Consider the following 22,757-nt stretch of genomic DNA (forward strand, 5'->3'; position numbering starts at 1 on the left):
GTCGGGTTCCGTCTTGAAGGATCATGTCGAAGGGCGTCATCTGGCAGAGAGCTGTCACAGCCGTGTGACACAACGGGCTTAGGGTGCCGCGCATGCAGGATTTCACACGATATGCCGTCTATTACGCGCCGCAACCCGGCATCTTTGCGGACCGTGCGGCGGCGTGGCTGGGCTGGGACCTGGCGGGCGGCCATGCGGTCGATGATCCGTCCCTGCCGGCGCGCCCGGTGGGCCAGCCGCGCCGATACGGGTTTCACGGCACCATCCGCGCGCCCTTCCGTCCCGTCGTCCCCGAAGCGGACCTGATCGCGGCCGTCGACGCGCTGGCCAGCAACTGTCCGGCGGTGACCTGCGGGACGCTGGCGCTGCGCGATCTGGGCGGGTTCCTGGCGCTGATGCCCACCGGGGGCCAGTCCGACCTGATCGCGCTGGCCGATGCGGTGGTGCGCGCCACCGATCCGCTTCGCGCGCCGCTGACGGCCGAAGAGGTCGCGCGGCGGCGCCCCGACAGCCTGACCCCGCGCCAGCGCGCCCTGCTGGACCGGTGGGGCTATCCCTTCGTGATGGAGGAGTTTCGGTTTCACCTGACCCTGACCGACCGGCTGTCCGCCGCGGAACGGCCCGGGGTGCAGGCCGCGGCGCAGGCCTGGCTGGGCCCTGTCCTGCCGCAGCCTTTCGTGATCGCCGACCTGTGTCTGGTGGCCCAGGATGCGCAGGGCCGGTTCCACCTGCGTCACCGCGCGCCCCTGTCGGGCTGAAGCGCGGCCAGAAGGCGCGCGGTTCCCTGCGCAAGGCAGGCATCGTTGCACACGGTCAGGTGGGCGATGCCCGGCGGCATGGCAAAGGCGGCGCGGCGCAGGCGGGCGGCGATGTCGGCCGACCCCTCGCGGCCGCGGTCGGCCAGGCGGCGCGCCAGCACCTCCGCCGGGGCGGTGATCAGGATCACCCGCAGGTCGGGCAGCCGGGCCAGCGCCTGCGGCAGTGCCGCGCGGCTGCCGTTGAAGATCACCGACGGCCCCGTCAGCTGATCGTGCGGGATACCGTAGCACAGGCCATGCGCCCGCCAGTCCAGCGCGAAATGCCCGCCGTCGCGCAGGGCCGCGAAGCGTGCCGGGGTGACGCCGTCGAAATCCTCTCCTCCGGCGTCGGAGGGGCGGGTGATCACCCGCCGCGCCAGGCGCAGATCGGGCCGCGCGGCGCAGGCCGCGGCGATCAGCGTGTCCTTGCCCGCGCCGGATGGTCCGACGACCGCCGCGATCATGCCGCGCGTCCCGGCGTGAACCCGGTCACGTCCACCAACCGGTCGCAGACCGCGTCGCGCGCCTCGGCGTCGTGAAAGATGCCCAGGATCGCGGCGCCGCGGGCCTTGGCCTCGGCGATCAGGGACAGGACGACCTGCCGGTTCGCGGCGTCCAGGCTGGCCGTGGGTTCGTCCAGCAGCAGCACGGGATAGGGATGGACGAAGCCGCGGGCGATGTTGATGCGCTGCTGTTCGCCGCCGGAAAACGTGGTGGGCGACAGGGCCCACAACCGGCGCGGGATGTTCAGCCGCCATAGCAGGCCCTCGGCCTGCGCGCGCGCCGTCGCGGCGGGCACCCCAAGCGCGCGCAGCGGTTCGGCCACCACGTCCACCGCAGGCACCCGCGGCAGCACGCGCAGGAACTGGCTGACATGGCCCAAGGTGCCCCGCCGCAGTGCGGTCACGGTGCGGGGCGCGGCGCCCACCAGTTCCGTGCCGGCGATGCGGATGCTGCCGCCGCCCGGCAGATAGTTGCCTTGGATCATCCGCATCAGCGTGGATTTGCCCGCCCCGGACTGGCCCACCAGCCCCACGCATTCGCCGGGATCCACGTGCAGCGCGGCCCCGGCCATGACCGGGATGACGGTGCCGCCCTGATTGTGCAGGGTGAAGGACTTGGAAAGGTTTTCGACCTGGATCATCGTCACACCTGCAGGACGGAGGAGACAAGAAGCTGGGTATAGCCGTGCTGCGGATCGTCCAGCACCTGGTCGGTCAGGCCCTGTTCGACCACGCGGCCCGATTTCATCACCATCAGGCGGTCGGCCAGCAGGCGCACCACCGCCAGGTCATGCGTGACGATGACGACCGACAGGCCCATGTCGCGCACCAGCCCGCGCAGCAGGTCCAGAAGCCGTGCCTGCACGCTGACATCCAGCCCGCCCGTGGGTTCGTCCATGAACACCAGCCGCGGCCCGGTCACCAGGTTGCGCGCGATCTGCAGCCGCTGCTGCATCCCACCGGAAAAGGCCTGCGGGCGGTCGTCGACGCGGTCCTGGGCGATCTCGACCCGGTCCAGCCAGTCGATGGCGGCGGCGCGGATGTCGCCGTAATGGCGCTGGCCCACGGCCATCAGCCGTTCGCCGACATTGGCCCCGGCGCTGACGCCCATGCGCAGCCCGTCGCGTGCATGCTGGTGGACATAGGCCCATTCGGTGCGCGCCAGCCGGCGGCGTTCGGTTTCGGCCATCGCCAGCACGTCGCGCCCGTCATAGGTGACGGTGCCCGCATCGGGGCGCTGATGCCCGGCCAGACAGGACAGCAGCGTCGATTTCCCCGACCCGCTTTCCCCGACGATGCCCAGGACCTCTCCGGGCCACAGATCAAAGCCGACGCCGGTGCAGCCGATCCGCGCGCCATAGCGGCGTTCCAGGGTCCGGACGGACAGGATGGGGGCGTTCATGCGGCCTCCGCGGCCAGGCGGCCCCTGTGCCCGGCGGCGACCCGCGCGGTGCAGAAATCGGTGTCGGAACAGACGAACATCCGCCCGCCCGCGTCATCGGTCACCACCTCGTCCAGATAGCTGGCGTCAGCACCGCACAGGTCGCAGGCGTGATCGGCCTTCGAGGGGCTGAACGGGTGGTCGTCGAAATCCAGGCTGACGACATGGGTATGCGGGGGCAGGGCATAGATGCGCTGTTCGCGCCCTGCCCCGAACAGCTGGATCGCCGGGCTGTCCGACAGTTTCGGGTTGTCGAATTTCGGAATGGGCGACGGGTCCATGACATACCGCCCCTCGACCTTGACCGGATAGGCATAGGAGGTCGCGATGCGGCCGTGCCGGGCGATGTCCTCGTACAGCTTGACGTGCATCAGGCCGTATTCCTCCAGCTCGTGCATCTTGCGGGTCTCGGTCTCGCGCGGTTCCAGAAAGCGCAGCGGTTCGGGGATGGGCACCTGATAGACCAGGATCTGGCCCTGGGTCAGGGGCGTCTCGGGGATGCGGTGGCGGGTCTGGATCAGCGTCGCGTCGGCGGTGGCGGTGGTGACGGCGACCCCCGCCGTGCGCTGAAAGAACGTGCGGATGCTGACCGCGTTGGTGGTGTCGTCGGCGCCTTGGTCGATGACCTTCAGGCGGTCGTCGGGGGTCAGGCAGGCGGCGGTCAGCTGCACCCCTCCGGTGCCCCAGCCATAGGGCATGGGCATCTCGCGGCTGGCGAAGGGCACCTGGTATCCGGGGATCGCCAGTGCCTTGAGGATGGCGCGGCGGATCATCCGCTTGGTCTGTTCGTCCAGATAGGCGAAGTTGTAACCGCTCATAGCAGCCCCCGTCGGATCAGGTCGTCCTCCAGCGCGGCGGGATCGGTGAAATGATGCGCGGCCATGCCTGCGTCGCGCGCGCCGGCGACGTTGCGGGGGCTGTCGTCGATGAACAGGCACTGGTCGGGCGCCACGCCCGCCCGGTCGCACAGCGTGGCAAAGATGCGCGGGTCGGGCTTCAGCACGCCCTCGATCCCCGACACGATGGTCACGCCGAAGGCTGTGGCCAGCCGCGGGTGGGTGGCCAGGCCGATGGGCCAGGTCTGCGCGGACCAGTTGGTGATCGCGTGGACCGCGTGGCCCCGCGCCCGCAGGCGGTCCAGAAGCACCCATGTCCCCTCGATCGGCTCGCGGATCGAGGCCGCGTGTCCGGCCCGATAGGCCAGAAAGGCCGCACGGTCGCGGGGATCGGCGATCGCCTCGGCCAGATCGTCGAAGCACGCGCCCCCGTCCGCGCGCTGGTTCAGGGTGGCGAAATCCACGCGATCCAGGAAGGCGAGGACCGACGCACGGTCGCCCAGCAGGGGCAGGAAGGCGGCCACCGGGTCCCACCGGACCAGCACGTTGCCGATGTCGAAGACGATCGCCTTGATCATTGCGCATCCTTTGCGTTGTCGTCCCGCAGCCGGCGCACCAGCTCCAGTTCGGCCTGGAAATCGACGTAATGGGGCAGCTTGATATGCTCCAGGAACCCCGTCGCCTGGATGTTGTCGCAATGCGACAGCACGAATTCCTGGTCCTGCGCGGGGGCGCCGGTGAAATCCTCGCCCAGCTCCTGCCAGCGTAGGGCGCGATCGACCAGGCTGACGGCAATGGCCTTGCGTTCCGACTGTCCCATGACCAGGCCGTATCCACGCGTGAACTGCGCGGGTTCGGTGCGCGAGCCCTTGAACTGGTTCACGGTCTCGCATTCGGTCAGCGCGATCTCTCCGATGTCGATGGTCAGGTCCAGCTCGGGGATGTGCATCTGCACGGGCACGCGGCCGATGCGCAGTTCACCGACAAAGGCATGGGTGCGCCCGTAGCCACGCTGGGTGGAATAGGCCAGGCCCAGCACGAACCCCTCGTCCGCGCGGGCCAGCGCCTGCAGGCGCAGCGGGCGGTTCGCGGGCAGTTCCAGCGGCTCGCGGGTCAGGTCGGGGGCGGGGGTGTCGTCGCGGGGGCTGGGTTCGATCAGCCCGTCGCGGTCCAGGATCGCCATGACGTGGGGCATGGCGCCGGCGTCGGGCGCGGCCAGCGGCGCGGGGTCCACCGCCGCCTGATCGGCAAAATCCAGCAGGCGGTGCGTGTAATCGAAGGTCGGCCCCAGCACCTGACCGCCCGGCACATCCTTGAACGTGGCCGAGACGCGCCGGTCCACCGCCATCGCGCCGGTGTCCACCGGCACGGACGCACCGAAGCGCGGCAGCGTGGTGCGATAGGCGCGGATCAGGAACACCGCCTCGATCAGGTCGCCCCGTGCCTGGCGGATCGCCAGCGCGGCCACGTCGGGGTCATAGAGCGAGCCCTCGGCCATGACGCGGTTCACGGCCAGGGCCATCTGCGCCTTGATCTGGTCGACCGACATCAGCGGCAGGTCGGGGTCGCCGCGTCGCTCCTCGGCCAGCCAGGCATGGGCGTTCTCGATGGCGCGTTCGCCACCCTTGACGGCGACATACATCAGGCGGCCTCCACGCGGGTGCTGCGCGGCAGGCAGGCCAGCCGGTCGCCGCAGGTCAAGATGAAGTCCAGGCCCATCGGGAACAGGGCGCGGTTGACGCGGAAGGGGGCGGTCGCGGGCAGGGACAGCGTCGCGCGGTCGCGGATGCCCGGCCCGCGCAGGACGGGACCGTCCGCGTCCAGCCGGTCCAGCTCGACGATCAGCGTGGCCGAACGGTCGGGATAATCGGGCAGGCCCACCGCAAAGCGGTCCAGCGGCAGCAGGTCGGGCCAGCGCCCCACCGCCAACGCGGCCGACGGTGCATCTGCCATCGGGCAGCCCGCGTGAAACCGCAGCCACGGGGCCAGGCCGGGCAGCGCGCCCGCCAGATGCACCGGCGTCGTCGGATCGGCCAGCAACAGCAGCACCGTCGCGGCGGCGGGGCCGACCCCGGGGGCGTGGGCCTGATCCAGGCGGTGGATCGTGCCGGGCCGGGCCATGGCGTCCATCAGCACGCGGAACCCCTGGGCCGATTGGCGGGAGGGATCGGTGAATCCGTGGCCGGTCATGCGTCCTCTCCGCGTTGCAGGGTGAAGAACTCGACCCGGGTGGCGGCGGCCTTGGCGGCGCGGGTGTCGCGGGCGGCCTGCGCGTCGTCGCGCAGCGCGGCGATCAGGGGGGCGTGGGCGTCGGGGTCGGTCTGCATCAGCGCGTCCATCGCCGCGGCCCGCCGCGCATGGGCGTGCGACCGCCCCTGCACATGGCCGTGGCCCTGCGTGCCGCAGGGCAGGCGCAGGGCGCAGCGGGTCACGGTCATCTCTCCGACGTTGAAGGGCGCGCCGGTGGCGCCGATGCGGCCCTGGACCATCACGGTGCCGGTTTCGGGCGTGCGCAGCAGGGCGTGATCGGGCAGGTCGGGCAGCAGCTGCGCCAGCCTGTCGGGCGCGCTGCGGGCCAGGATCGACAGCCAGTCGCGGCGATGGGGAATGGGGGAAGCTGACATCTTGCCGGGGTGTCCCGTTATCTATACAACTAGACAAGTGATAGCGCGCCCGCGCCATGTTCTCAACAGGAACCGTGTGAATTTTTGATGACGGACAAGACCCCCCTGTGGCAGGCCATCGCCGACACCCTGCGGGCCGAGATCACCTCGGGCCACTATCCCCCCGGCGACCGTCTGCCGTCCGAGGCGGCGCTGGCCACCCGTTTCGGGGTCAACCGCCACACGGTGCGCCACGCGCTGGCGCAGCTGGCTGACGCGGGGCTGGTCCATGCGCGGCGCGGGGCGGGGGTCTTCGTGACCGCGCGGCCGACCGACTATGCCCTGGGCCGCCGGGTGCGGTTTTCGCAGAACCTGGCGGCGGCGGGGCGCACGGGGTCGCACCGCTTCACCCGGCTGGAAACCCGCCCCTGCGACGCGGTCGAGGCGCAGATGCTGGACCTGTCCCCCGGCGATCCGGTCCACGTGGTCGAGGGGCTGTCGCTGGCCGACGGCCAGCCGCTGGCGCTGTTCCGGTCGGTGCTGCCGGGATGGCTGGCGGGGTTCTGCGACCAGGCCCGCGACCATCAGTCGATCACCGCCGCGCTGGCCGCCTGCGGGGTGGCCGACTATACGCGGGCCAGCACCCGCATCACGGCCAAGCTGGCCAATGCCACGCAGGCGGTGGCCCTGCGGATCCCGCAGGGCGCGCCGGTGCTGCGCTCGGTGGCGGTGAACCTGGATGACCGAGGCCGGCCCGTGGAATATGGGCGGACGTGGTTCGCGGGCGACCGGGTCTCGCTGGTGCTGGCGGATTAGGTCCCGCGGATCAGGCGGCGCCGCAGCCAGCCCGACAGGCCGTCCATCGCGATGACCAGCAGCACGATCAAAAGGATGTAATAGGCGACCTTTTCCCAATCCTGCGTGGTCTGGATCGCCTGCGTCAGCATCAGTCCGATGCCGCCCCCGGTAATCGCGCCGATGATCGTTGCGCTGCGGGTGTTGCTTTCCAGAAAGTACAGCATCTGCGACAGCAGGACCGGCATCACCTGGGGGATGACGCCGAAGCGGTAGCGCTGCAGCGCGCCCGCGCCGGTCGAGCGGATGCCCTCGATCGGCTTGGCGTCCACGTTCTCCAGCGCCTCGGAGAACAGCTTGCCGAAGCTGCCGGTATCGGTCAGCAGGATCGCCAGCGCCCCGGTCAGCGGCCCCGGACCGAAGGCGCGCGACAGGATGATCGTGAAGATCAGCGCGTCCACGCCGCGCACGAAATCGAACACGCGCCGCACCGCGAACCGCAGCGCCCGCGACGGCGCAAAGTTCTGCGCCGCCAGGAAGGCCAGCGGCAGCGCCACGAAGGCCGCGCCGAAGGTGCCCAGGAACGCCATCAGGATCGTCTCGAACAGGGCCCAGGCCACGGCCCCGTGCTGCCAGATGTCGTTCGTCCAGAACTCGGACAGGGCCAGCGACAGGTTGGACCGCGCCGGGTTGATCCGGTCGCCCCACAGGACCGCCGCCGCGACCTGTCCCGCGGACAGGCCGGCCAGTGGGCTGGACAGGTCGAAGAAGAACATCTCCCACCCCCAGAAATAGCGCAGGGTTTCCGTGCGGGCGCGGGTGGCGGTGACGCGGCCCTGATCGGATGTGATGGTTACGCGGGCGGGGCTGGCGTTGATGAACGCGGGCACCTGTCCATCGGGCGTGTCCAGCGTCACGCCGTCGCCGACGGTCAGCGTGACGGGGCCGTAATCGGGAATGTCATAGGTGGTGCGCGGCCCGTCATAGGTGACGACATGGCCCGCGCCCAGGTCGATCACCGTCCGCGACCCCTGCGCCGCGACCCAGTCCGGCAGGCGGTCGGGGGCAAAGGTGGCGCGGGCGCTGCCTTCGACGCTGACGGACAGGGCGTCGCGGCGGTTGTCACGGGTCACGTGGATCTTGTGGCTGACCGTGTCGGCCATCAGCACCGCCGCGTTGTCCAGCCGCGCCCGCTGCGCCAGACCCGCCAGATCGAAGGTGATCGCGGCATAGACCAGATAGGCCAGAATCAGCGCCGGCACCGCCAGCGCCATGCGCCGCCTGCGGTCCATGATGCGGATGGTGCGGTCCTGCAGGGTCATCGTGGTCATGCCGTGGCCCCGTGCGTCAGGCGGTTGCGGGCCAGCCCCGAGATCTGGTCGACGACCACGATGGTCATGAACAGCAGCAAAAAGATCGCCGCCGCCTGATCGAACTTGCCCTGACCGAAGGTCATCGCGTTGCGCAGCTCGTATCCGATGCCGCCCGCGCCGACGAAGCCCAGGATGGCCGATGCGCGGATGTTCACCTCCAGCCGCAGCAGGCCATAGGACAGATAGTTCGGCGCCACCTGCGGGAACACGCCCAGCCAGATGCGCTGCGACCACGTGGCGCCGACGGATGCCAGACCCTCGACCGGTTTCAGGTCGACGTTCTCGTTCACTTCGGACAACAGCTTGCCCATCGCGCCCGCGGTGTGGATCGCGATGGCGATGACGGCGGGGACCGGGCCGCCGCCCAGGATGAAGATCAGCACCAGCGCGATGACGATTTCCGGGATGGCGCGGCAGATGTCCGACACCCGCCGCGCCACCGGCACCAGGCGCGGCCACCGGGCCAGGCCACGCGTGGCCGCCAGCGACAGGGCGGTGCCCGCGATGCAACCCAGAAGCGTGGCGACCAGCGCGATGTTCAGCGTCTCGACCAGGGCGGGCAGGGCGCGGATCATGTGGCCGGGCAGGTTGGCCGATTTCTGCACCGCCTCGGACACGAGGGCCGCGGGGAAATCGCCCACCTGGTGCAGCCCCTGCCAGAACCCGCCGGCGTTGCGGGCGTCGGCCACGCGGAACCCCGACACCATCATCGCCACGAAGATGACGACCAGCAACCCGCCATAGAGGCGTCGCCGCCGCGTCAGCGCCAGATAGTCGTGCTGGATTTCGGCCAGTGCCATGCTGCCTCCTGGATATGCGAAGGCCGGGCCCTGTGCGGGGCCCGGCCCAGACGGGGTGGCGATCAGTTCATCTCGGCGCGGCGGATGGCGATGATCGTCTCGTATTCCGCGTGGGTGACGGGGCTGAAGCCCGCGGTCTCTCCGGCGGCGACGCCATAGGCGCATTCGGGGTCCGATGCGTGCAGGCCTGCGACCAGGTCGATCATCGTCTGGCGCACGTCCTGGGGCAGATCCTTGCGGACGACCACCGGGCCTTCTGGGATGGGCGAGGATTTCCAGATCTCGACGATGTCGTTCATGTCGACGATGCCCGCATCGGCCGCCTTACGCAGCGCGCCGGAGTTGTAGCCGTCCTCCCACGCGCCCTGGCCGTCGGCCCAGGTCACGCCGGCGTCGAAATCGCCGTTGACGACGCCGATGATCGACTGTTCGTGCCCGCCCGAAAACGCGATGCGGCTGAAATACTCGCCCTCGGTCATCGAATAGCCCGCCTCGGGCAGTTCCACGTTCGGGATCAGGAACCCCGAGGTCGAGTTCGGGTCGGCAAAGGCAAAGCTCTTGCCCTCCATGTCGTCCAGCGAGGTGATGCCGCTGTCGGCGCGCGCGAAGCCGATCGAATGATAGGTATAGCTGCCGTCCAGGTTGGTCTTGACCAGCACCGGCTCGACCGCCTCGGGGTCGGCGACGTACACGGCGGCATAGGCCGACGCGCCCAGCCACGCCATGTCCAGCGACCCGCCCAGCAGCCCCTGGATGACGCCGTTGTAATCGGCGGGGGTGAACAGGCGGACGGGGACGCCCAGGGCCTGTTCGGCATAGTCGCGCAGGCATTCGTTCGACGCCATGCGGTCCTGGGCGTTCTCTCCGCCCAAAAGGCCGATGCGGAATTCGGTGATCTCCTGCGCATGCAGGGGGGTGGTCAGGGCGGCGGTGGCGGCCAGCAGGCTCAGCAGTCGGGTCATGGTGCTCTCCGGTTCGGGATCAGGCCAGCATGCGGGCGGCGTATTCGACATCCGCGCTGGTATCGGTGGGCATGGCGGTCGAGGTCGCGCTTTCGTTGAAATCCGCGTCGGCGCCATAGATGTCGCGGGCCACGCCCGTGGTCAGCTGCGACGGCAGCCCGTCGAACACCACGCGCCCGTCGCGCATGCCGATCACCCGGTCGCAATAGCGCCGCGCGGTGTCCAGCGTGTGCAGGTTGGCGATGACCATGCGGCCATCCTCGACGTTGATGCGGCGCAGGGTGTCCATCACGATCTGCGCGTTCATCGGGTCCAGGCTGGCGATGGGTTCGTCGGCCAGGATGATGCGGGGGTCCTGCATCAGCGCGCGGGCGATGGCCACGCGCTGCTGCTGGCCGCCGGACAGGGCCTCGGCGCGCTTGGGCGCCTGTTCGGCGATGCCGAGGCGGTCCAGGATCTCCAGCGCGCGGAGGATGTCGGCGCGCGGCCACAGGTTCAGCACCGTCTGCAACGTGCCGCGCCGGTTCAGGATGCCGTGCAGCACGTTCGACACCACGTCCATGCGCGGCACCAGGTTGAACTGCTGAAAGATCATCGCGCATTGGCTTTGCCACTGGCGGGCGGCGGCGCCGGTCAGGGCGGCAACGTCGCGCCCTTCGACCAGGATCCGGCCGCTGGTGGCGGGGGTCAGCCCGTTCATCATGCGCAGCAGCGTCGATTTTCCCGCGCCGGACCGGCCGATAATGCCGACGAAGGCCGGGCCGTCGATGCGGAAGGAAACGTGGTCGACCGCCGCCTTGCGGCCGAAGATGCGGGTGGCGTCGCGAATGTCCAGCATGGGGCCTCTCGATGTCATGGGGGCCGTCTAGCGGTGGGGCGTGACACCCATCCGACGATGCGGTGACGATTGGGTGACAGGGGTGGCGGGCCCACGCGCGATCCGGGCTTAACAGGCGGCGGCTTTGCCCCTATGAGGATGGCGTTGCCAGCCCGGCCCCGCGCCATCGCCAGCCATTGACCCGATGGATGGAGAACCCGATGACGCGACACCCCTTGGCCGCCCTGATGCTGGGCACCGCGCTTGCCCCCTTGCCCGCCCTGTCCCAGCCGATCCTGCTGGACGAGATCACCCTGACGGCCGAGGGCGAGGCCCCGGCCCGCATCGCCCCCAGCGCGGAACAGATCGAGGATGCCCGCACCGGCACCATCGAGGACGTGTTCCGCGCCGAACCCAGCGTGACCGTCAGCAGCGGCATCGCCATCGCGGAACGCGTCTTTGTCAACGGCATCGACGAACAGCAGCTGTCGGTCAGCGTCGACGGGGCCGCGCAGAACAACCGCATGTTCCACCATACCGGCACCAACATGATCGATCCGGGCCTGTTGAAGGCCGCGCGCGTCGATCCGGGCGTGGCGCCTGCGGATGCGGGCTTTGCCGCGCTGGGCGGCAGCATCGCGTATGAGACGAAATCGGCCATCGACATGCTGGAGGACGGGCGCGACCGCGGCGGGCGCGTCACCATCGGCTATGGCGACAACGGCGGCACGGCGACCGGGGCGGTGACGCTGTATGGGCGCCAGGGGCCGGTCGACGCGCTGATCTATGCGAAGCGGGCGACGGGCGACGCCTATCAGGACGGGAACGGCCGCACCGTGGCCCGCACAGGGGCCGACCTGAACAGCGAGGCGCTGAAGCTGGGGGCCGAGTTCGGCGACTGGCGGGCGGAGCTGGGCGCGATCCGGTTCCGGGACGACGCGCTGCGCCCCTATCGCGCGAACTTCACCGGCACGATCGGGGGCCGCCCGGTCCCCGAGACGCGCCGCTATGCGCTGGAACAGTCGACCCAGACGTTAACCCTGCGCCGCACGGTCGCGGAGGGCCTGCTGGACCCCGAGATCCGCATCGCGCGCAGCCGCAACCAGCTGGACACCGTCGACCTGCCCACGCCCGACGCCCCCGTTCCCGATTTCAACAATGGCGATGCGGATACCGTCAGCGTTGTCCTCCAGAACCGGATGACCGTGCACGGGGTCGAACTGACCGCGGGCCTGGACAACTATCGCACGCGCGCGACCTATGACGGGGTGTTCCGCGGCACGGCCGCCGCCTTCCGCGAGGACCGAACCACGACCGGACTGTTCCTTCAGGGGCGGGGCACGGCGGGGGACATCGACTACAGCGCTGGGCTGCGCCATGATTTCAGCCGGTTCACCGGCGCAGGGGGGCAGCGCCTGGACACCGACGGGACCAGCGCGAACGCCGCTGCCACCTGGCACGCCACCGATGCGCTGCGTCTGAACGCGGGCTGGTCGACGGTGTTCGGCGGCACGCAGCTGGCCTCGGTCTATGAGCTGGACGCGCCCTATGTCGCGCCCAGGGCCTATGACGCGCTGGAGCCCACGCGGGCGCGCAACGTGGTGATGGGCGTCGAATGGCAGCCGGGTGCGACGACCCTGGGGGCCGAGCTGTTCCAGACCCGTATCGACGGGGTCCGCAAGGGGCTGGTGTCGCGCGATCTGGAAAGCCGGGGGTTCCGTCTGTCCGCCCGTCGCGACTGGCAGGGCGGCTTTGCCGCGCTGCGCTACAGCAACACATCGGTCGAGCTGGACGGCCAGCCGGCCTCCAGCTTTGACCTGCGCGAGCTGGGCACCGTGCCGGGCGGCATGCTGTCGCTGGAGGCGCGCCACGCCGTCATGGCCGGGCTGACCTTGGGCGGCGTCATCCAGCACGCGATCGAGGAGGACGGGCAGGGCGTGGATGTCGACGGCGACTGGCCCGGCTATACCGTCGTGGACGTCTTTGCCGAATACGAACCGGCCGCGTTCCGCAACGTGACCCTGCGCGCCGAGGTCAACAACCTGTTCGACCGCGCCTATGCCGACCGGGCGACCTATGGGGCGGATTTCAGCACCGTCGTGCAGCAGCTGGAACCGGGGCGCAGCATCGCGCTGACGGCCGATCTGCGGTTCTGATGGCCCCCCGCGGTCCGGGAAACCGGGCCGCACCCCTCGAAATGTCCCGAGGAAGTGGCGTTTTCCGTCTGGAATCCCTCGTCTTTCGTTCAGGTTGCGGTTATGTTCCCCTTCCGCCCCCCTGGGGTCGGACGCGCAACGAGAAGACCTGGACCGATGACCCAATCCCAGCCCGCCGCCCTGACCCGCACCCTGGATGCCGCCCGCCGCAAGCTGCTAGAGACGGGGACGCGCAACCGCCTGATCCATGTGAACCGCGACAATCAGCGCGCCAGCTGCCTGAACATCATCCACGAACGCAGCGACGAGGTCTGGCGCCTGCTGCGCATCCAGGGCAAACGCATGCGCTTTCGCGCCATGGGCAGCGACACGGCCACGCCCGAGGGCGTTCTGCTGCTGGCCGCGCCTGGTGCGCAGACCCAGTCCGACAGCCAGCTGGAGACCCCCCTGGGCCCCGAGGCGCTGGCCCGCCGCCTGCTGCGCCTGTCCCACGACGCCCGCACCGCGGAGGAGGAGCAGGGCCTGAACGTGCTGTACCTGGCGATGGGGTTCCTGCGCTGGCGCGAGGCGCCCGGATCGCAGGTCCTGCGCGAGGCGCCGCTGATCCTGCTGCCTGTGCAGCTGGTGCGCAACGACCGCAGCTCGACCTTCGACCTGATGGCGCGCGAGGATGACCTGACCGCCAACCTGCCGTTGCAGGAGCGTTTGCGCCAGGATTTCGGCATCCATCTGCCCGAGATCGAGGAGGACGACAACTGGACGCCCGGCGACTATCTGAGCCTGGTTCAGGACGCCGTGTCCGGGCAGCAGGACTGGCAGGTGGACCGCGACGGGATGCAGCTGGGGTTCTTTTCCTTCGCGAAGCTGCTGATGCACCGCGACCTGGACCCCGCCAACTGGCCGGAGGGGGCGTTCGACGGCAACCCGCTGCTGGACGGGCTGCTGGCGCAGGGATTCGCGGGCGACGCGCCGCTGTTCGGCGATCGCGACCGGCTGGACGACCGTCTGGACCCGGCGCGCATCATCCAGGTGATCGACGCCGACGCATCCCAGACCAAGGTCATCGAGGAGGTCCGCGCGGGCGCCAGCCTGGTCGTGCAGGGCCCGCCGGGCACGGGCAAGTCGCAGACCATCACGAACATCATCGCCGCCGCCGCCCATGACGGCAAGACGGTGCTGTTCGTGGCCGAGAAGATGGCCGCCCTGTCGGTCGTCCACGACCGCCTTGCCCGCGCGGGCCTGCGCGACATCTGCCTTGAGCTGCATTCGCGCAGCGCCAACAAGAAGGCCCTGGCGCAGGAGCTGGGCCGGACCCTGATGGCCGGGGCGCATCCGTTGCCCGCCACGGCGGACCCCGCGCGCCTGCGCCAGACGCGCGACATGCTGAACGCGGTCACGGGCTTGCTGCACGACCCGTTGCCGCCCTGGGACGAGGCGCCCTATGCGGCGCTGTCGCGGATCATCGGGTTCATCGGACAGGGCGCCCGCCCGCCGGCCATCCCGCTGGACGGCCTGGAGGCGCTGGACGCCACCGCACGCGAACAGGCGGCGCAGGCCATCGCCCGTTTCGTGGCGGCGCGCGACCGGGCCGGTCCGCCCCAGGCCCATCCGTTCCGCGGCGCGCGGGCGCTGGACCTGCAGCCGACCGATCTGGCGCGGCTTGGCGACGACCTGCGCGCCGCGCTGGCGGCGCTGCAGGCGGTCGCGGCACAGGGCCAGCCGACGCTGGACCGGGCCGAGGCGCGGGTGCGGATGCTGCGTATGCTGGCGCGCGCCCCCCAGGGGGCGGCGGATCACGCCGCGACCCTGTTCGCGGCCGCCCGCGATCCCCGCCTGGTGCAGGCGCTGCAGGCGGGCGCCGAATGGGCGGCGGCCCAGGAACAGGTGTTGACCCGTTTCACCCCCGCCGCGCCGGATCTGGACCCCGCGCCCCTGCGGGCCGGGCTGGCGCGCGGGGTGGGGTCGTTCCTTGGTCGGCTGTTCGGCCCCTATCGCGCGGCGTCGGCACAGCTGCAGACGCTGCTGGTCGGACCGATGCCGTCGGCGGCCGCCGACCGGCTGGCGCTGGCGGATGAGCTGGTGGCGCTGCGCCGCCTGCGCCGCATCTTGGCCGACGACGAAGCCTATCTGGCGGCGACCCTGGGGACCGACTGGCGGGGCGAGCGGACGCCCTTTGCACGGCTGGCCGCGGTGGCGGGCTGGCTGGGAGAGTTGGACGGCTGCCTCCCGGACGCGGCGGCGGTGGTGCAGGCGCTGACCGACATTCCCGACCCCGCGGCGCAGGGCGATGCGCTGGCGGCGGCCGTGCAGGATGCGCGGGCGGCGCTGGCGCGGGTTCGCGACAGGCTGGACCTGGACGCGAAGGCCGCGGGCCTTGCGGGCGATGCGCCGATCGCGGATTGGCAGGCGGCGCTGTCGGGCATGGCCGACGCGCCCGCCCGCTATGCCGAATGGGCCGATCTGGCGCGCGACGCGCAGGTGGCGGGCCGCCACGGCGCAGCCGCGGTGGTCGAGGCCGTGCGCGCCGGGCATCTGGCCCCGCAGGACGCCGCGACCGAGTTCGCCTATGCCTGCGCCGAGGCGCGCTGGAACGCCGCCCGCCAGGCGCGGCCCGCGCTAAACGATCTGCCGATGCTGGATCGCCACGACCTGGTCGGCCTGTTCCGCCAGCTGGAGGCCGAGCGGATCGAGGCCACCAAGACGCTGATCCTGTCGCGACATTTCGATCAGCTGCCCCGCGGCACGCAGGGAGAGATGGGCCTGATCCGCGGAGAGATCGCCCGCCGCCGCGCGCACAAGCCGGTGCGCTGGCTGATGCGCAACGCGGGCGCGATGGTCCAGCGCATCAAGCCGGTGATGCTGATGAGCCCGATCTCGGTCGCCCAGTTCCTGCCGCCCGATGCGGTCAGCTTTGATCTGCTGGTCATCGACGAGGCGTCGCAGATCCGCCCCGAGGATGCCTTGGGCGTCATCGCGCGTGCGCGCCAGATCGTGGTGGTGGGCGACCAGAAGCAGCTGCCGCCGACATCGTTCTTCGACCGCCTGGTCGACGATGCCGAAGACCAGGACGAACCCGAGGACGGCCCCCAGGGCGCGAACGTGGCCGACATGGAGAGCATCCTGTCGCTGTGCGAGGCGCGGGGGCTGCGGTCGCGGATGCTGGAATGGCATTACCGGTCGCGCGACCCGTCACTGATCCGGGTGTCGAACGCGGAGTTCTATGACGACCGACTGGTTTTGCCGCCGTCGCCCCTGCAGCTGGACCCCGATTACGGGCTGAAGTTCCGTCGCGTGTCCGGCGCCTATGCCGCGCGCGGCAGCGGGCGGGGGCGCGCAGGGACGAACCGGATCGAGGCCGAGGCCGTCGTCGCCGCCATGGCCGATCACGCCCGCAACTGGCCGGGCCTGTCCCTGGGCGTGGTCGCCTTCTCGAAGGCGCAGGCCGACATGCTGACCGAGGTGGCGGATGCCGCCCGCCGCCGCGACCCGGCGCTGGACGCGCTGCTGCGCGAGGGCGGGGCCGAGGATGTGTTCGTCAAGAACATCGAGAACGTGCAGGGCGACGAACGCGACGTGATCCTGATTTCCGTGGGTTACGGCCCCGCCGAGCCCGACGGCCCGCTGACGCGGATGCAGTTCGGCCCCGTGAACGGCGAGGGCGGAGAGCGTCGTCTGAACGTGCTGTTTTCCCGCGCGCGCATCCGCTGCGAGGTGTTCGCGTCCTTTGACCCGGGCCAGATCGACCCGTCGCGGACCACCCGCGAGGGGCCGCGCGTCCTGAAGCGGTTCCTGGATTTCGCGCAGTCGGGCATCATCGAGGAACGCCGCCCCACCGGTCTGGCCCCCGACAGCCCGTTCGAGGAGGATGTCGCGCGCGTGATCCGCGATCTGGGCTATCTGGCCGATCCGCAGGTCGGCAGCGCGGGGTTCCGCATCGATCTGGGCGTGCGCCACCCCGATCGTCCGGGCCAGTACCTGGCGGCGGTCGAATGCGACGGCGCCGCCTATCACGGTGCGCTGTGGGCGCGCGAACGCGACCGTTTGCGCCAGGACATCCTAGAGAATCTGGGCTGGCGGTTCCACCGCATCTGGAGCACCGACTGGTTCCACCGCCGCGAGGCGGAGATCGCGCGGCTGCGTGACGCCCTGTCGCAGGCCCGCGATGCGGCGCAGGACGGCATCCGCCCGCGCGGCGCGAACCATGGGGCAGGGCCCGTCGTCCAAGACGACCCCGAACCGGTCCTGGAGCTGGCGCCGCCCTCGATGTCGGCGCCGCCCTATCGCCGCGCGGACCTGCAGGCCCCGCCCGAGGGAGAGCCCCATGACCAGCCCGACGCCGTCCTGGCCGACCTGGCCGCGGCCGTCATCCGCACGGAGGGACCGGTCCATGCCGACGAGGTGGCGCGGCGCATCGCCGCGGCCTTTGGCAAGGCGCGGACCGGCAGCCGGATTGGAGAGGCCGTGGCCCGGGCCACCGCACTGGCCCTGCGCCGCGATGCCGACCTGATGCGGCAGGGCGATTTCCTGATGACCCGGGCGCAGGCCGACAGCCCGCCCGTCCGCGACCGCAGCGCCGAGACGGGCAGCCTGCTGAAGGCCGCCTGCCTGCCCCCGCAAGAGATCGCCGCCGCCGCGCGGATGATCCGGACCGAGAACGGCGGCATGACGCCCGACCAGCTGACCCGCGCCGTGGCGCGCCTTCTGGGCTTTCAGCGCGTGGGGCCGGACCTGTCCGAGGCGATATCGGGGGTGCTGCTGGGCATGGCCGCGGCCTGAGGCCTATTCCCCGACGAGCGGAATGCGATTATGGCTGCCGCACAAGGCAAGGGAGCCGGACCGATGCGCGTGGACCTGATCATCTTCGACTGCGACGGCGTCATCGCCGACAGCGAGGTGCTGTCCGCGCAGGTGCTGATCGACCAGCTGGCGCGTCTGGACATCGTCGTGACACCCGACGACGTGCGCCGTGATTTCCTGGGGCGCAGCTTTCCCACGGTCGCGGCGTCGATCCGCGACCGCTTTGCCCTGACCCTGCCCGCCGATTTCGAGGCCACCTATCGGGCCCGCCTGCTGGCGCGGTTCGACACCGATCTGCGCACGACGCCGGGCTTTGCCGATGCGCTGGCGCAGATCCGGCTGCCGGTCTGCGTCGCGACCTCGTCCAGCCCGCCGCGGGTGGCGCGGACGCTGGCGGTGCTGGACCTGGCGCAGCGGTTCGGCGCGGACGTCTTTACGGCCAGCCAGGTGGCGCGCGGCAAGCCCGCGCCCGACCTGTTCCTGTTCGCGGCCGAACGGATGGGCGTCGATCCCGCCCATGCCCTGGTGATCGAGGACAGCCAGCCCGGCCTGCAGGCGGCCCGCGCGGCTGGAATGCGGGTCCTGCAGTACCGCGGCGGCGCCCATCTGGCGGGACAGCCCGCAACGGACGAGGGCTTTGACTGCTGGTCGCAGTTCTCCGATCTGCTGGCGCGCATCCAGGTGCCGGCATGAGCCAGAACCATTTCACCCCCGAAACGACCCGCCTGGACGATGCCGCCCGCGCCGGCTGGCTGTACTACGTCGCCGGAAACACCCAGGACGAGATCGCGCGCAAGCTGGGCGTCAGCCGCCAGACCGCGCAGCGTCTGGTCGCGATGGCGCTGGCCGAACGGCTGGTCAAGGTCCGCCTGGATCACCCGATCGGACGCTGCATGGACCTGGCGCGCGCGCTGCAGGACCGGTTCGGCCTGCTGACGGCCGAGGTCGCGCCGTCGGACCCCGAGGCGCCGGACCTGTTGGCGGGCATCGCCATCGCCGCCGCCGCGCATCTGGAACGCGTGCTGAAATCGCCCGAACGGCGGATCGTCAGCCTGGGCACCGGGCGCAACCTGCGCGCCACGGTGGAACAGCTGCCCCGCATGACCTGTCCCCAGCATGTCGTCGTGTCCCGCCTCGGCAACATGATGGAGGACGGGTCGGCCACCCCCTACAACGCCACCATCCGGCTGGCCGAGCGCATCGGCGCGCCGCACTTTCCCTATCCGCTGCCGGTGCTGGCGCGCGACGCGGCGGAACTGGCGGCGATGCAGGGACAGCAGGCCGCCCGCAACACCATCGACCTGTGCGCCCGCGCCGACCTGTCGCTGGTGGGCATCGGACAGATGGACATGACCGCGCCGCTGCATGTCGACGGCTTCCTGAGCGAGGCCGAAATGGCGCAGCTGGCCCGCGCCGGTGCCGTGGGCGAGATCACCAGCTGGGTCTATGACGCCCAGGGCCAGGTGATCGATTGCGACTTCAACCGCCGCGTGGCGTCGGCGCCGCTGCCCTGCGGGAGCGACCGTCCGGTGATCGCTGTCGCCTCGGGTCAGGCCAAGCTGCCGGCCATCCGCGCGGCGATGGTGGGGGGGCTGATCAACGGCCTGATCACCTCGGAGGCGACGGCGGAACGCCTGCTGGCCTGAAGAACTGCACTGTCGTCAAGCCTTTACACCCTCGCTGCGCTGCGGCGGGGAATCTGCGTTGACAGATTCGCAAGACGGCGCGAGTATATGCCCATCGGAAGGGCAAATGCCCAACCGCCAAGGGAGGACTACATGACCACGACATTCCGCGCCCTTCTGGGCGCTACGGCCCTGTGCGCCGTCGGCAGCATGGCCGCCGCGCAGGACAACGTGACCCTGACGATCGCGACCGTGAACAACGGCGACATGATCCGCATGCAGCAGATGACCGCGCCCTTCACCGAGGCGAACCCGAACATCCAGCTGGAGTGGGTCACGCTGGAGGAGAACATTCTGCGCGAGCGCGTCACCACCGACATCGCCACCAGCGGCGGGCAGTATGACGTGCTGACCATCGGCACCTACGAGGTTCCGATCTGGGCGGCGCAGGACTGGCTGACGCCCCTGGACGACCTTCCCGAAAGCTACAACGTGGACGACCTGGTCCCTGCCGTGCGTGCCGCCCTGTCGGTGAACGACACGCTGTACGCCGCGCCGTTCTATGCCGAATCGGCGATGGTGATGTACCGCACCGACCTGGCCGAGGCCGCGGGCGTGACCATTCCCGACAACCCGACCTGGACCGACATCACCGCCGCCGCCAAGGCGATGACGGACAAGGAGAACGAGGTCTATGGCATCTGCCTGCGCGGCAAGCCGGGCTGGGGCGAGAACATGGCCTTCCTGACCGCCATGGCCAACAGCTATGGCGCGCGCTGGTTCGACATGGAATGGGCGCCCCAGTTCGACAGCCCCGAATGGCAGGCGACGCTGACCGACTATCTGACGCTGATGAACGAATACGGTCCTCCGGGCGCGTCGTCGAACGGCTTCAACGAGAACCTGTCGCTGTTCCAGCAGGGCAAGTGCGGCATGTGGATCGACGCGACCGTCGCCGCAAGCTTCGTGACCGACCCCGAGGATTCGACCGTCGCGGACAGCGTGGGCTTTGCACAGTTCCCCAACAAGGAAGGCGTCGACAACCACGGCAATTGGCTGTGGGCGTGGAACCTGGCCATCCCGGCCTCCAGCCAGAAGCAGGACGCGGCCAAGACCTTCGTGGCCTGGGCGACCAGCCAGGAATACACCAACATGGTGGCCGAGGCCGAGGGCTGGCGCGCCGCACCTCCGGGCACGCGCACGTCGCTGTACGAGAACCCCGACTATCAGGCCGAAGCTCCGTTCGCGGCGATGACACTGGAATCGATCAACGCCGCCGACACGCAGAAATCGTCGGTCCAGGACATTCCCTATACCGGCGGCCAGTTCGTCGCGATCCCGGAATTCCAGGGCATCGGCACGGCGGTCGGACAGACCTTCTCGGCGGCGCTGGCAGGCCAGATGTCGGCCGAGGACGCCCTTGCGGCGGCACAGTCCAGCACCGCCCGTGAAATGGCGCGCGCGGGCTATCCCAAGTAAGCCGCGACCCGCGCCGCCCCCGACATGCGGGGCGGCGCACCCCGCTTTCCCCCAAAAGGACGCAAGCCATGGCCACCCGCCAGACCGCAAGTCTTGCGCGCCTGATGCGCGCACCTGCCATCATCCTGCTGCTGATCTGGATGATCGTCCCGTTGGGGATGACGCTGTACTATTCGTTCCTGAACTACAACCTGCTGAACCCGGCCTCCGTCAGCTGGGCAGGGTGGTTCAACTATCAGTATTTCTACACCGATCCGGCCTTCTTCGACGCGATCTGGAACACGCTGGCCCTGGTGCTGGGCGTGCTGGCGATCACCGTCATCGGCGGCATCGCGATCGCCCTGCTGATCGACAAGCCGATCTTCGGGCAGGGGATCGTGCGGATCCTGATCATCTCTCCGTTCTTCGTGATGCCGCCGGTGGCCGCGCTGATCTGGAAGAACATGATCATGCACCCGTCCTATGGGGTCTTTGCCGACATCGCGCGCGCCATCGGCGTGCAGCCGGTGGACTGGTTCGCGCAATATCCGCTGACCTCGATCATCATCATCGTGGCCTGGCAATGGCTGCCCTTCGCGACGCTGATCCTGCTGACCGCCCTGCAGTCGCTGGACGGCGAACAGATGGAGGCGGCCGAGATGGACGGCGCGGGCGCCGTCAGCCGGTTCATCCACCTGACCCTGCCGCACATGGCACGCGCCATCACCGTCGTGGTGCTGATCCAGACCATCTTCCTTCTGGGCATCTATGCCGAGATCCTGGTGACCACCAATGGCGGTCCGGGCAATGCCAGCACCAACCTGACCTATCTGATCTATCGCGCGGCCCGTCTGAACTTCGACATCGGCGGTGCGGCCGCGGGCGGCATCATCGCGGTCATCCTGGCCAACATCGTCGCGTTCTTCCTGATGCGCGCCGTCGGCAAGAACCTGGATTGAGGAGCATTCCATGGCACGCGCAGTAAGCACCCGCACCAAGGTCGGCTATACCATTGCCGCCTGGATCGTGGCCTTGGTGATCTTCTTCCCGATCCTCTACACGATCATCACCAGCCTCAAGACGGAACAAGAGGCCATTTCGGGCTTCAGCCTGATCCCGTCCTTCACCCTGTCCAGCTTCGAGGCAGTGCAGACCCAGAACAACTACTGGAAGCCCTTCACCAATTCGGTGATCCTGGCGGTGGGTTCAACCATCCTGGCGCTGATCGTCGCGATCCCGGCGGCCTGGGCGATGGCGTTCTCTCCCACCAAGCACACCAAGGACATCCTGATGTGGATGCTGTCCACAAAGATGATGCCCGCGGTCGCGGTGCTGGTGCCGATCTATCTGATCTTCCTGCGCACCGGGCTGATGGACACGCGGATCGGCCTGACGGTCATGCTGATGCTGATCAACCTGCCGATCGTGGTCTGGATGCTCTACACCTATTTCCGCGAGATCCCCGGAGAGATCCTGGAGGCCGCGCGCATGGACGGTGCCACGCTCAAGGACGAGATCCTGTACGTGCTGACGCCCATGGCGGTTCCGGGCATCGCGTCGACCATGCTCCTGAACGTCATCCTGGCCTGGAACGAGGCGTTCTGGACCATCCAGCTGACCACCACCAACGCCGCGCCCTTGTCGGCCTTCATCGCCAGCTTCTCCAGCCCGCAGGGGCTGTTCTGGGCGAAACTCTCGGCGGCCTCCGTCATGGCCATCGCGCCGATCCTGATCATGGGCTGGTTCAGCCAGAAACAACTTGTCCGCGGCCTGACCTTCGGCGCGGTGAAATAA

At 69.8% G+C, this 22,757-nt stretch carries 21 protein-coding genes; 9 read left to right on the top strand and 12 right to left on the bottom strand.

The features are described from left to right. The first annotated feature begins 92 nt into the window (after positions 1 to 92). A complete protein-coding gene (locus tag FHD67_RS08115; protein ID WP_139598403.1) occupies positions 93 to 758 on the top strand; it encodes a DUF1045 domain-containing protein in 666 nt (221 codons plus the stop codon). Here the strand turns inward: FHD67_RS08115 and phnN are convergent. The 8 genes from phnN to phnG are packed head-to-tail and all read right to left on the bottom strand — an operon-like array spanning position 734 to position 6,201. Further along, a complete protein-coding gene (gene phnN / locus FHD67_RS08120) occupies positions 734 to 1,261 on the bottom strand; it encodes a phosphonate metabolism protein/1,5-bisphosphokinase (PRPP-forming) PhnN (RefSeq protein WP_139598404.1) in 528 nt (175 codons plus the stop codon). The two genes, FHD67_RS08115 and phnN, sit on opposite strands and share 25 nt — an antisense overlap. Further along, the gene (gene phnL / locus FHD67_RS08125; protein ID WP_139598405.1) at positions 1,258 to 1,941 is read right to left on the bottom strand and encodes a phosphonate C-P lyase system protein PhnL; all 684 of its coding nucleotides are present in this window, start codon (positions 1,939 to 1,941) and stop codon (positions 1,258 to 1,260) included. The genes phnN and phnL overlap by 4 nt, the downstream gene beginning before the upstream one ends. A gap of 2 nt (positions 1,942 to 1,943) precedes the next feature. After that, positions 1,944 to 2,702: a phosphonate C-P lyase system protein PhnK gene (phnK, locus tag FHD67_RS08130; RefSeq protein ID WP_046001043.1), complete on the bottom strand. Its 759-nt coding sequence runs from the start codon at positions 2,700 to 2,702 to the stop codon at positions 1,944 to 1,946. Beyond that, positions 2,699 to 3,559 carry an alpha-D-ribose 1-methylphosphonate 5-phosphate C-P-lyase PhnJ gene (locus FHD67_RS08135; protein WP_045983744.1) on the bottom strand — a complete coding sequence of 287 codons (861 nt, stop codon included), beginning with the start codon at positions 3,557 to 3,559 and terminating at the stop codon, positions 2,699 to 2,701. Before FHD67_RS08135 ends, phnK begins: the two co-directional genes overlap by 4 nt. Further along, positions 3,556 to 4,155 (bottom strand): HAD family hydrolase, encoded by a 600-nt coding sequence (locus FHD67_RS08140; protein ID WP_139598406.1) that lies wholly within the window; start codon positions 4,153 to 4,155, stop codon positions 3,556 to 3,558. The genes FHD67_RS08135 and FHD67_RS08140 overlap by 4 nt, the downstream gene beginning before the upstream one ends. Then, the gene (locus tag FHD67_RS08145; protein WP_139598407.1) at positions 4,152 to 5,219 is read right to left on the bottom strand and encodes a carbon-phosphorus lyase complex subunit; all 1,068 of its coding nucleotides are present in this window, start codon (positions 5,217 to 5,219) and stop codon (positions 4,152 to 4,154) included. The genes FHD67_RS08140 and FHD67_RS08145 overlap by 4 nt, the downstream gene beginning before the upstream one ends. Further along, positions 5,219 to 5,767: a phosphonate C-P lyase system protein PhnH gene (gene phnH / locus FHD67_RS08150; RefSeq protein WP_139598408.1), complete on the bottom strand. Its 549-nt coding sequence runs from the start codon at positions 5,765 to 5,767 to the stop codon at positions 5,219 to 5,221. Before phnH ends, FHD67_RS08145 begins: the two co-directional genes overlap by 1 nt. Further along, positions 5,764 to 6,201, bottom strand: coding sequence for a phosphonate C-P lyase system protein PhnG (gene phnG / locus FHD67_RS08155; RefSeq protein ID WP_139598409.1), 438 nt, complete (start codon positions 6,199 to 6,201; stop codon positions 5,764 to 5,766). Before phnG ends, phnH begins: the two co-directional genes overlap by 4 nt. Before the next feature lie 87 nt (positions 6,202 to 6,288). Between phnG and phnF the strand changes: the two genes are divergently transcribed. Next, entirely contained in the window at positions 6,289 to 6,996 is a 708-nt protein-coding gene (gene phnF / locus FHD67_RS08160) for a phosphonate metabolism transcriptional regulator PhnF (RefSeq protein WP_139598410.1), read from the top strand. Here the strand turns inward: phnF and phnE (FHD67_RS08165) are convergent. The 4 genes from phnE (FHD67_RS08165) to phnC all read right to left on the bottom strand — a co-directional run bounded on the left by phnE (FHD67_RS08165) (position 6,993) and on the right by phnC (position 10,948). Continuing rightward, a complete protein-coding gene (gene phnE, locus FHD67_RS08165) occupies positions 6,993 to 8,306 on the bottom strand; it encodes a phosphonate ABC transporter, permease protein PhnE (RefSeq protein ID WP_139598411.1) in 1,314 nt (437 codons plus the stop codon). The genes phnF and phnE (FHD67_RS08165) overlap by 4 nt on opposite strands. Then, on the bottom strand, positions 8,303 to 9,148 hold the full coding sequence (gene phnE / locus FHD67_RS08170) for a phosphonate ABC transporter, permease protein PhnE (RefSeq protein ID WP_139598412.1): 846 nt from the start codon (positions 9,146 to 9,148) through the stop codon (positions 8,303 to 8,305). Before phnE (FHD67_RS08170) ends, phnE (FHD67_RS08165) begins: the two co-directional genes overlap by 4 nt. 62 nt (positions 9,149 to 9,210) lie before the next feature. Next, positions 9,211 to 10,110 (bottom strand): phosphonate ABC transporter substrate-binding protein, encoded by a 900-nt coding sequence (gene phnD, locus FHD67_RS08175; protein WP_139598413.1) that lies wholly within the window; start codon positions 10,108 to 10,110, stop codon positions 9,211 to 9,213. Between the two features lie 19 nt (positions 10,111 to 10,129). Beyond that, positions 10,130 to 10,948 (bottom strand): phosphonate ABC transporter ATP-binding protein, encoded by an 819-nt coding sequence (gene phnC, locus FHD67_RS08180; RefSeq protein ID WP_127898970.1) that lies wholly within the window; start codon positions 10,946 to 10,948, stop codon positions 10,130 to 10,132. A 200-nt stretch (positions 10,949 to 11,148) separates the two neighbouring features. On the opposite strand from phnC, the gene FHD67_RS08185 reads away from it, so the two are divergent. The 7 genes from FHD67_RS08185 (at position 11,149) to FHD67_RS08215 (ending at position 22,757) form a co-directional block, all read left to right on the top strand. Next, on the top strand, positions 11,149 to 13,083 hold the full coding sequence (locus tag FHD67_RS08185) for a TonB-dependent receptor domain-containing protein (RefSeq protein ID WP_176695082.1): 1,935 nt from the start codon (positions 11,149 to 11,151) through the stop codon (positions 13,081 to 13,083). 156 nt (positions 13,084 to 13,239) lie between these two features. Next, on the top strand, positions 13,240 to 17,859 hold the full coding sequence (locus FHD67_RS08190) for a DUF3320 domain-containing protein (protein ID WP_139598415.1): 4,620 nt from the start codon (positions 13,240 to 13,242) through the stop codon (positions 17,857 to 17,859). Positions 17,860 to 17,889: 30 nt separating this feature from the next. After that, positions 17,890 to 18,573 carry an HAD family hydrolase gene (locus FHD67_RS08195; RefSeq protein ID WP_139598416.1) on the top strand — a complete coding sequence of 228 codons (684 nt, stop codon included), beginning with the start codon at positions 17,890 to 17,892 and terminating at the stop codon, positions 18,571 to 18,573. After that, the gene (locus tag FHD67_RS08200) at positions 18,570 to 19,526 is read left to right on the top strand and encodes a sugar-binding transcriptional regulator (RefSeq protein ID WP_139598417.1); all 957 of its coding nucleotides are present in this window, start codon (positions 18,570 to 18,572) and stop codon (positions 19,524 to 19,526) included. The genes FHD67_RS08195 and FHD67_RS08200 overlap by 4 nt, the downstream gene beginning before the upstream one ends. A 132-nt stretch (positions 19,527 to 19,658) precedes the next feature. Beyond that, positions 19,659 to 20,984: an ABC transporter substrate-binding protein gene (locus FHD67_RS08205; RefSeq protein WP_127898966.1), complete on the top strand. Its 1,326-nt coding sequence runs from the start codon at positions 19,659 to 19,661 to the stop codon at positions 20,982 to 20,984. A gap of 68 nt (positions 20,985 to 21,052) precedes the next feature. Further along, positions 21,053 to 21,922, top strand: coding sequence for a carbohydrate ABC transporter permease (locus FHD67_RS08210; RefSeq protein ID WP_046001028.1), 870 nt, complete (start codon positions 21,053 to 21,055; stop codon positions 21,920 to 21,922). Between the two features lie 10 nt (positions 21,923 to 21,932). After that, entirely contained in the window at positions 21,933 to 22,757 is an 825-nt protein-coding gene (locus FHD67_RS08215; protein ID WP_045982117.1) for a carbohydrate ABC transporter permease, read from the top strand.

It is taken from the genome of Paracoccus haeundaensis (genome assembly GCF_006239215.1).
GTDB lineage: Bacteria > Pseudomonadota > Alphaproteobacteria > Rhodobacterales > Rhodobacteraceae > Paracoccus > Paracoccus marcusii.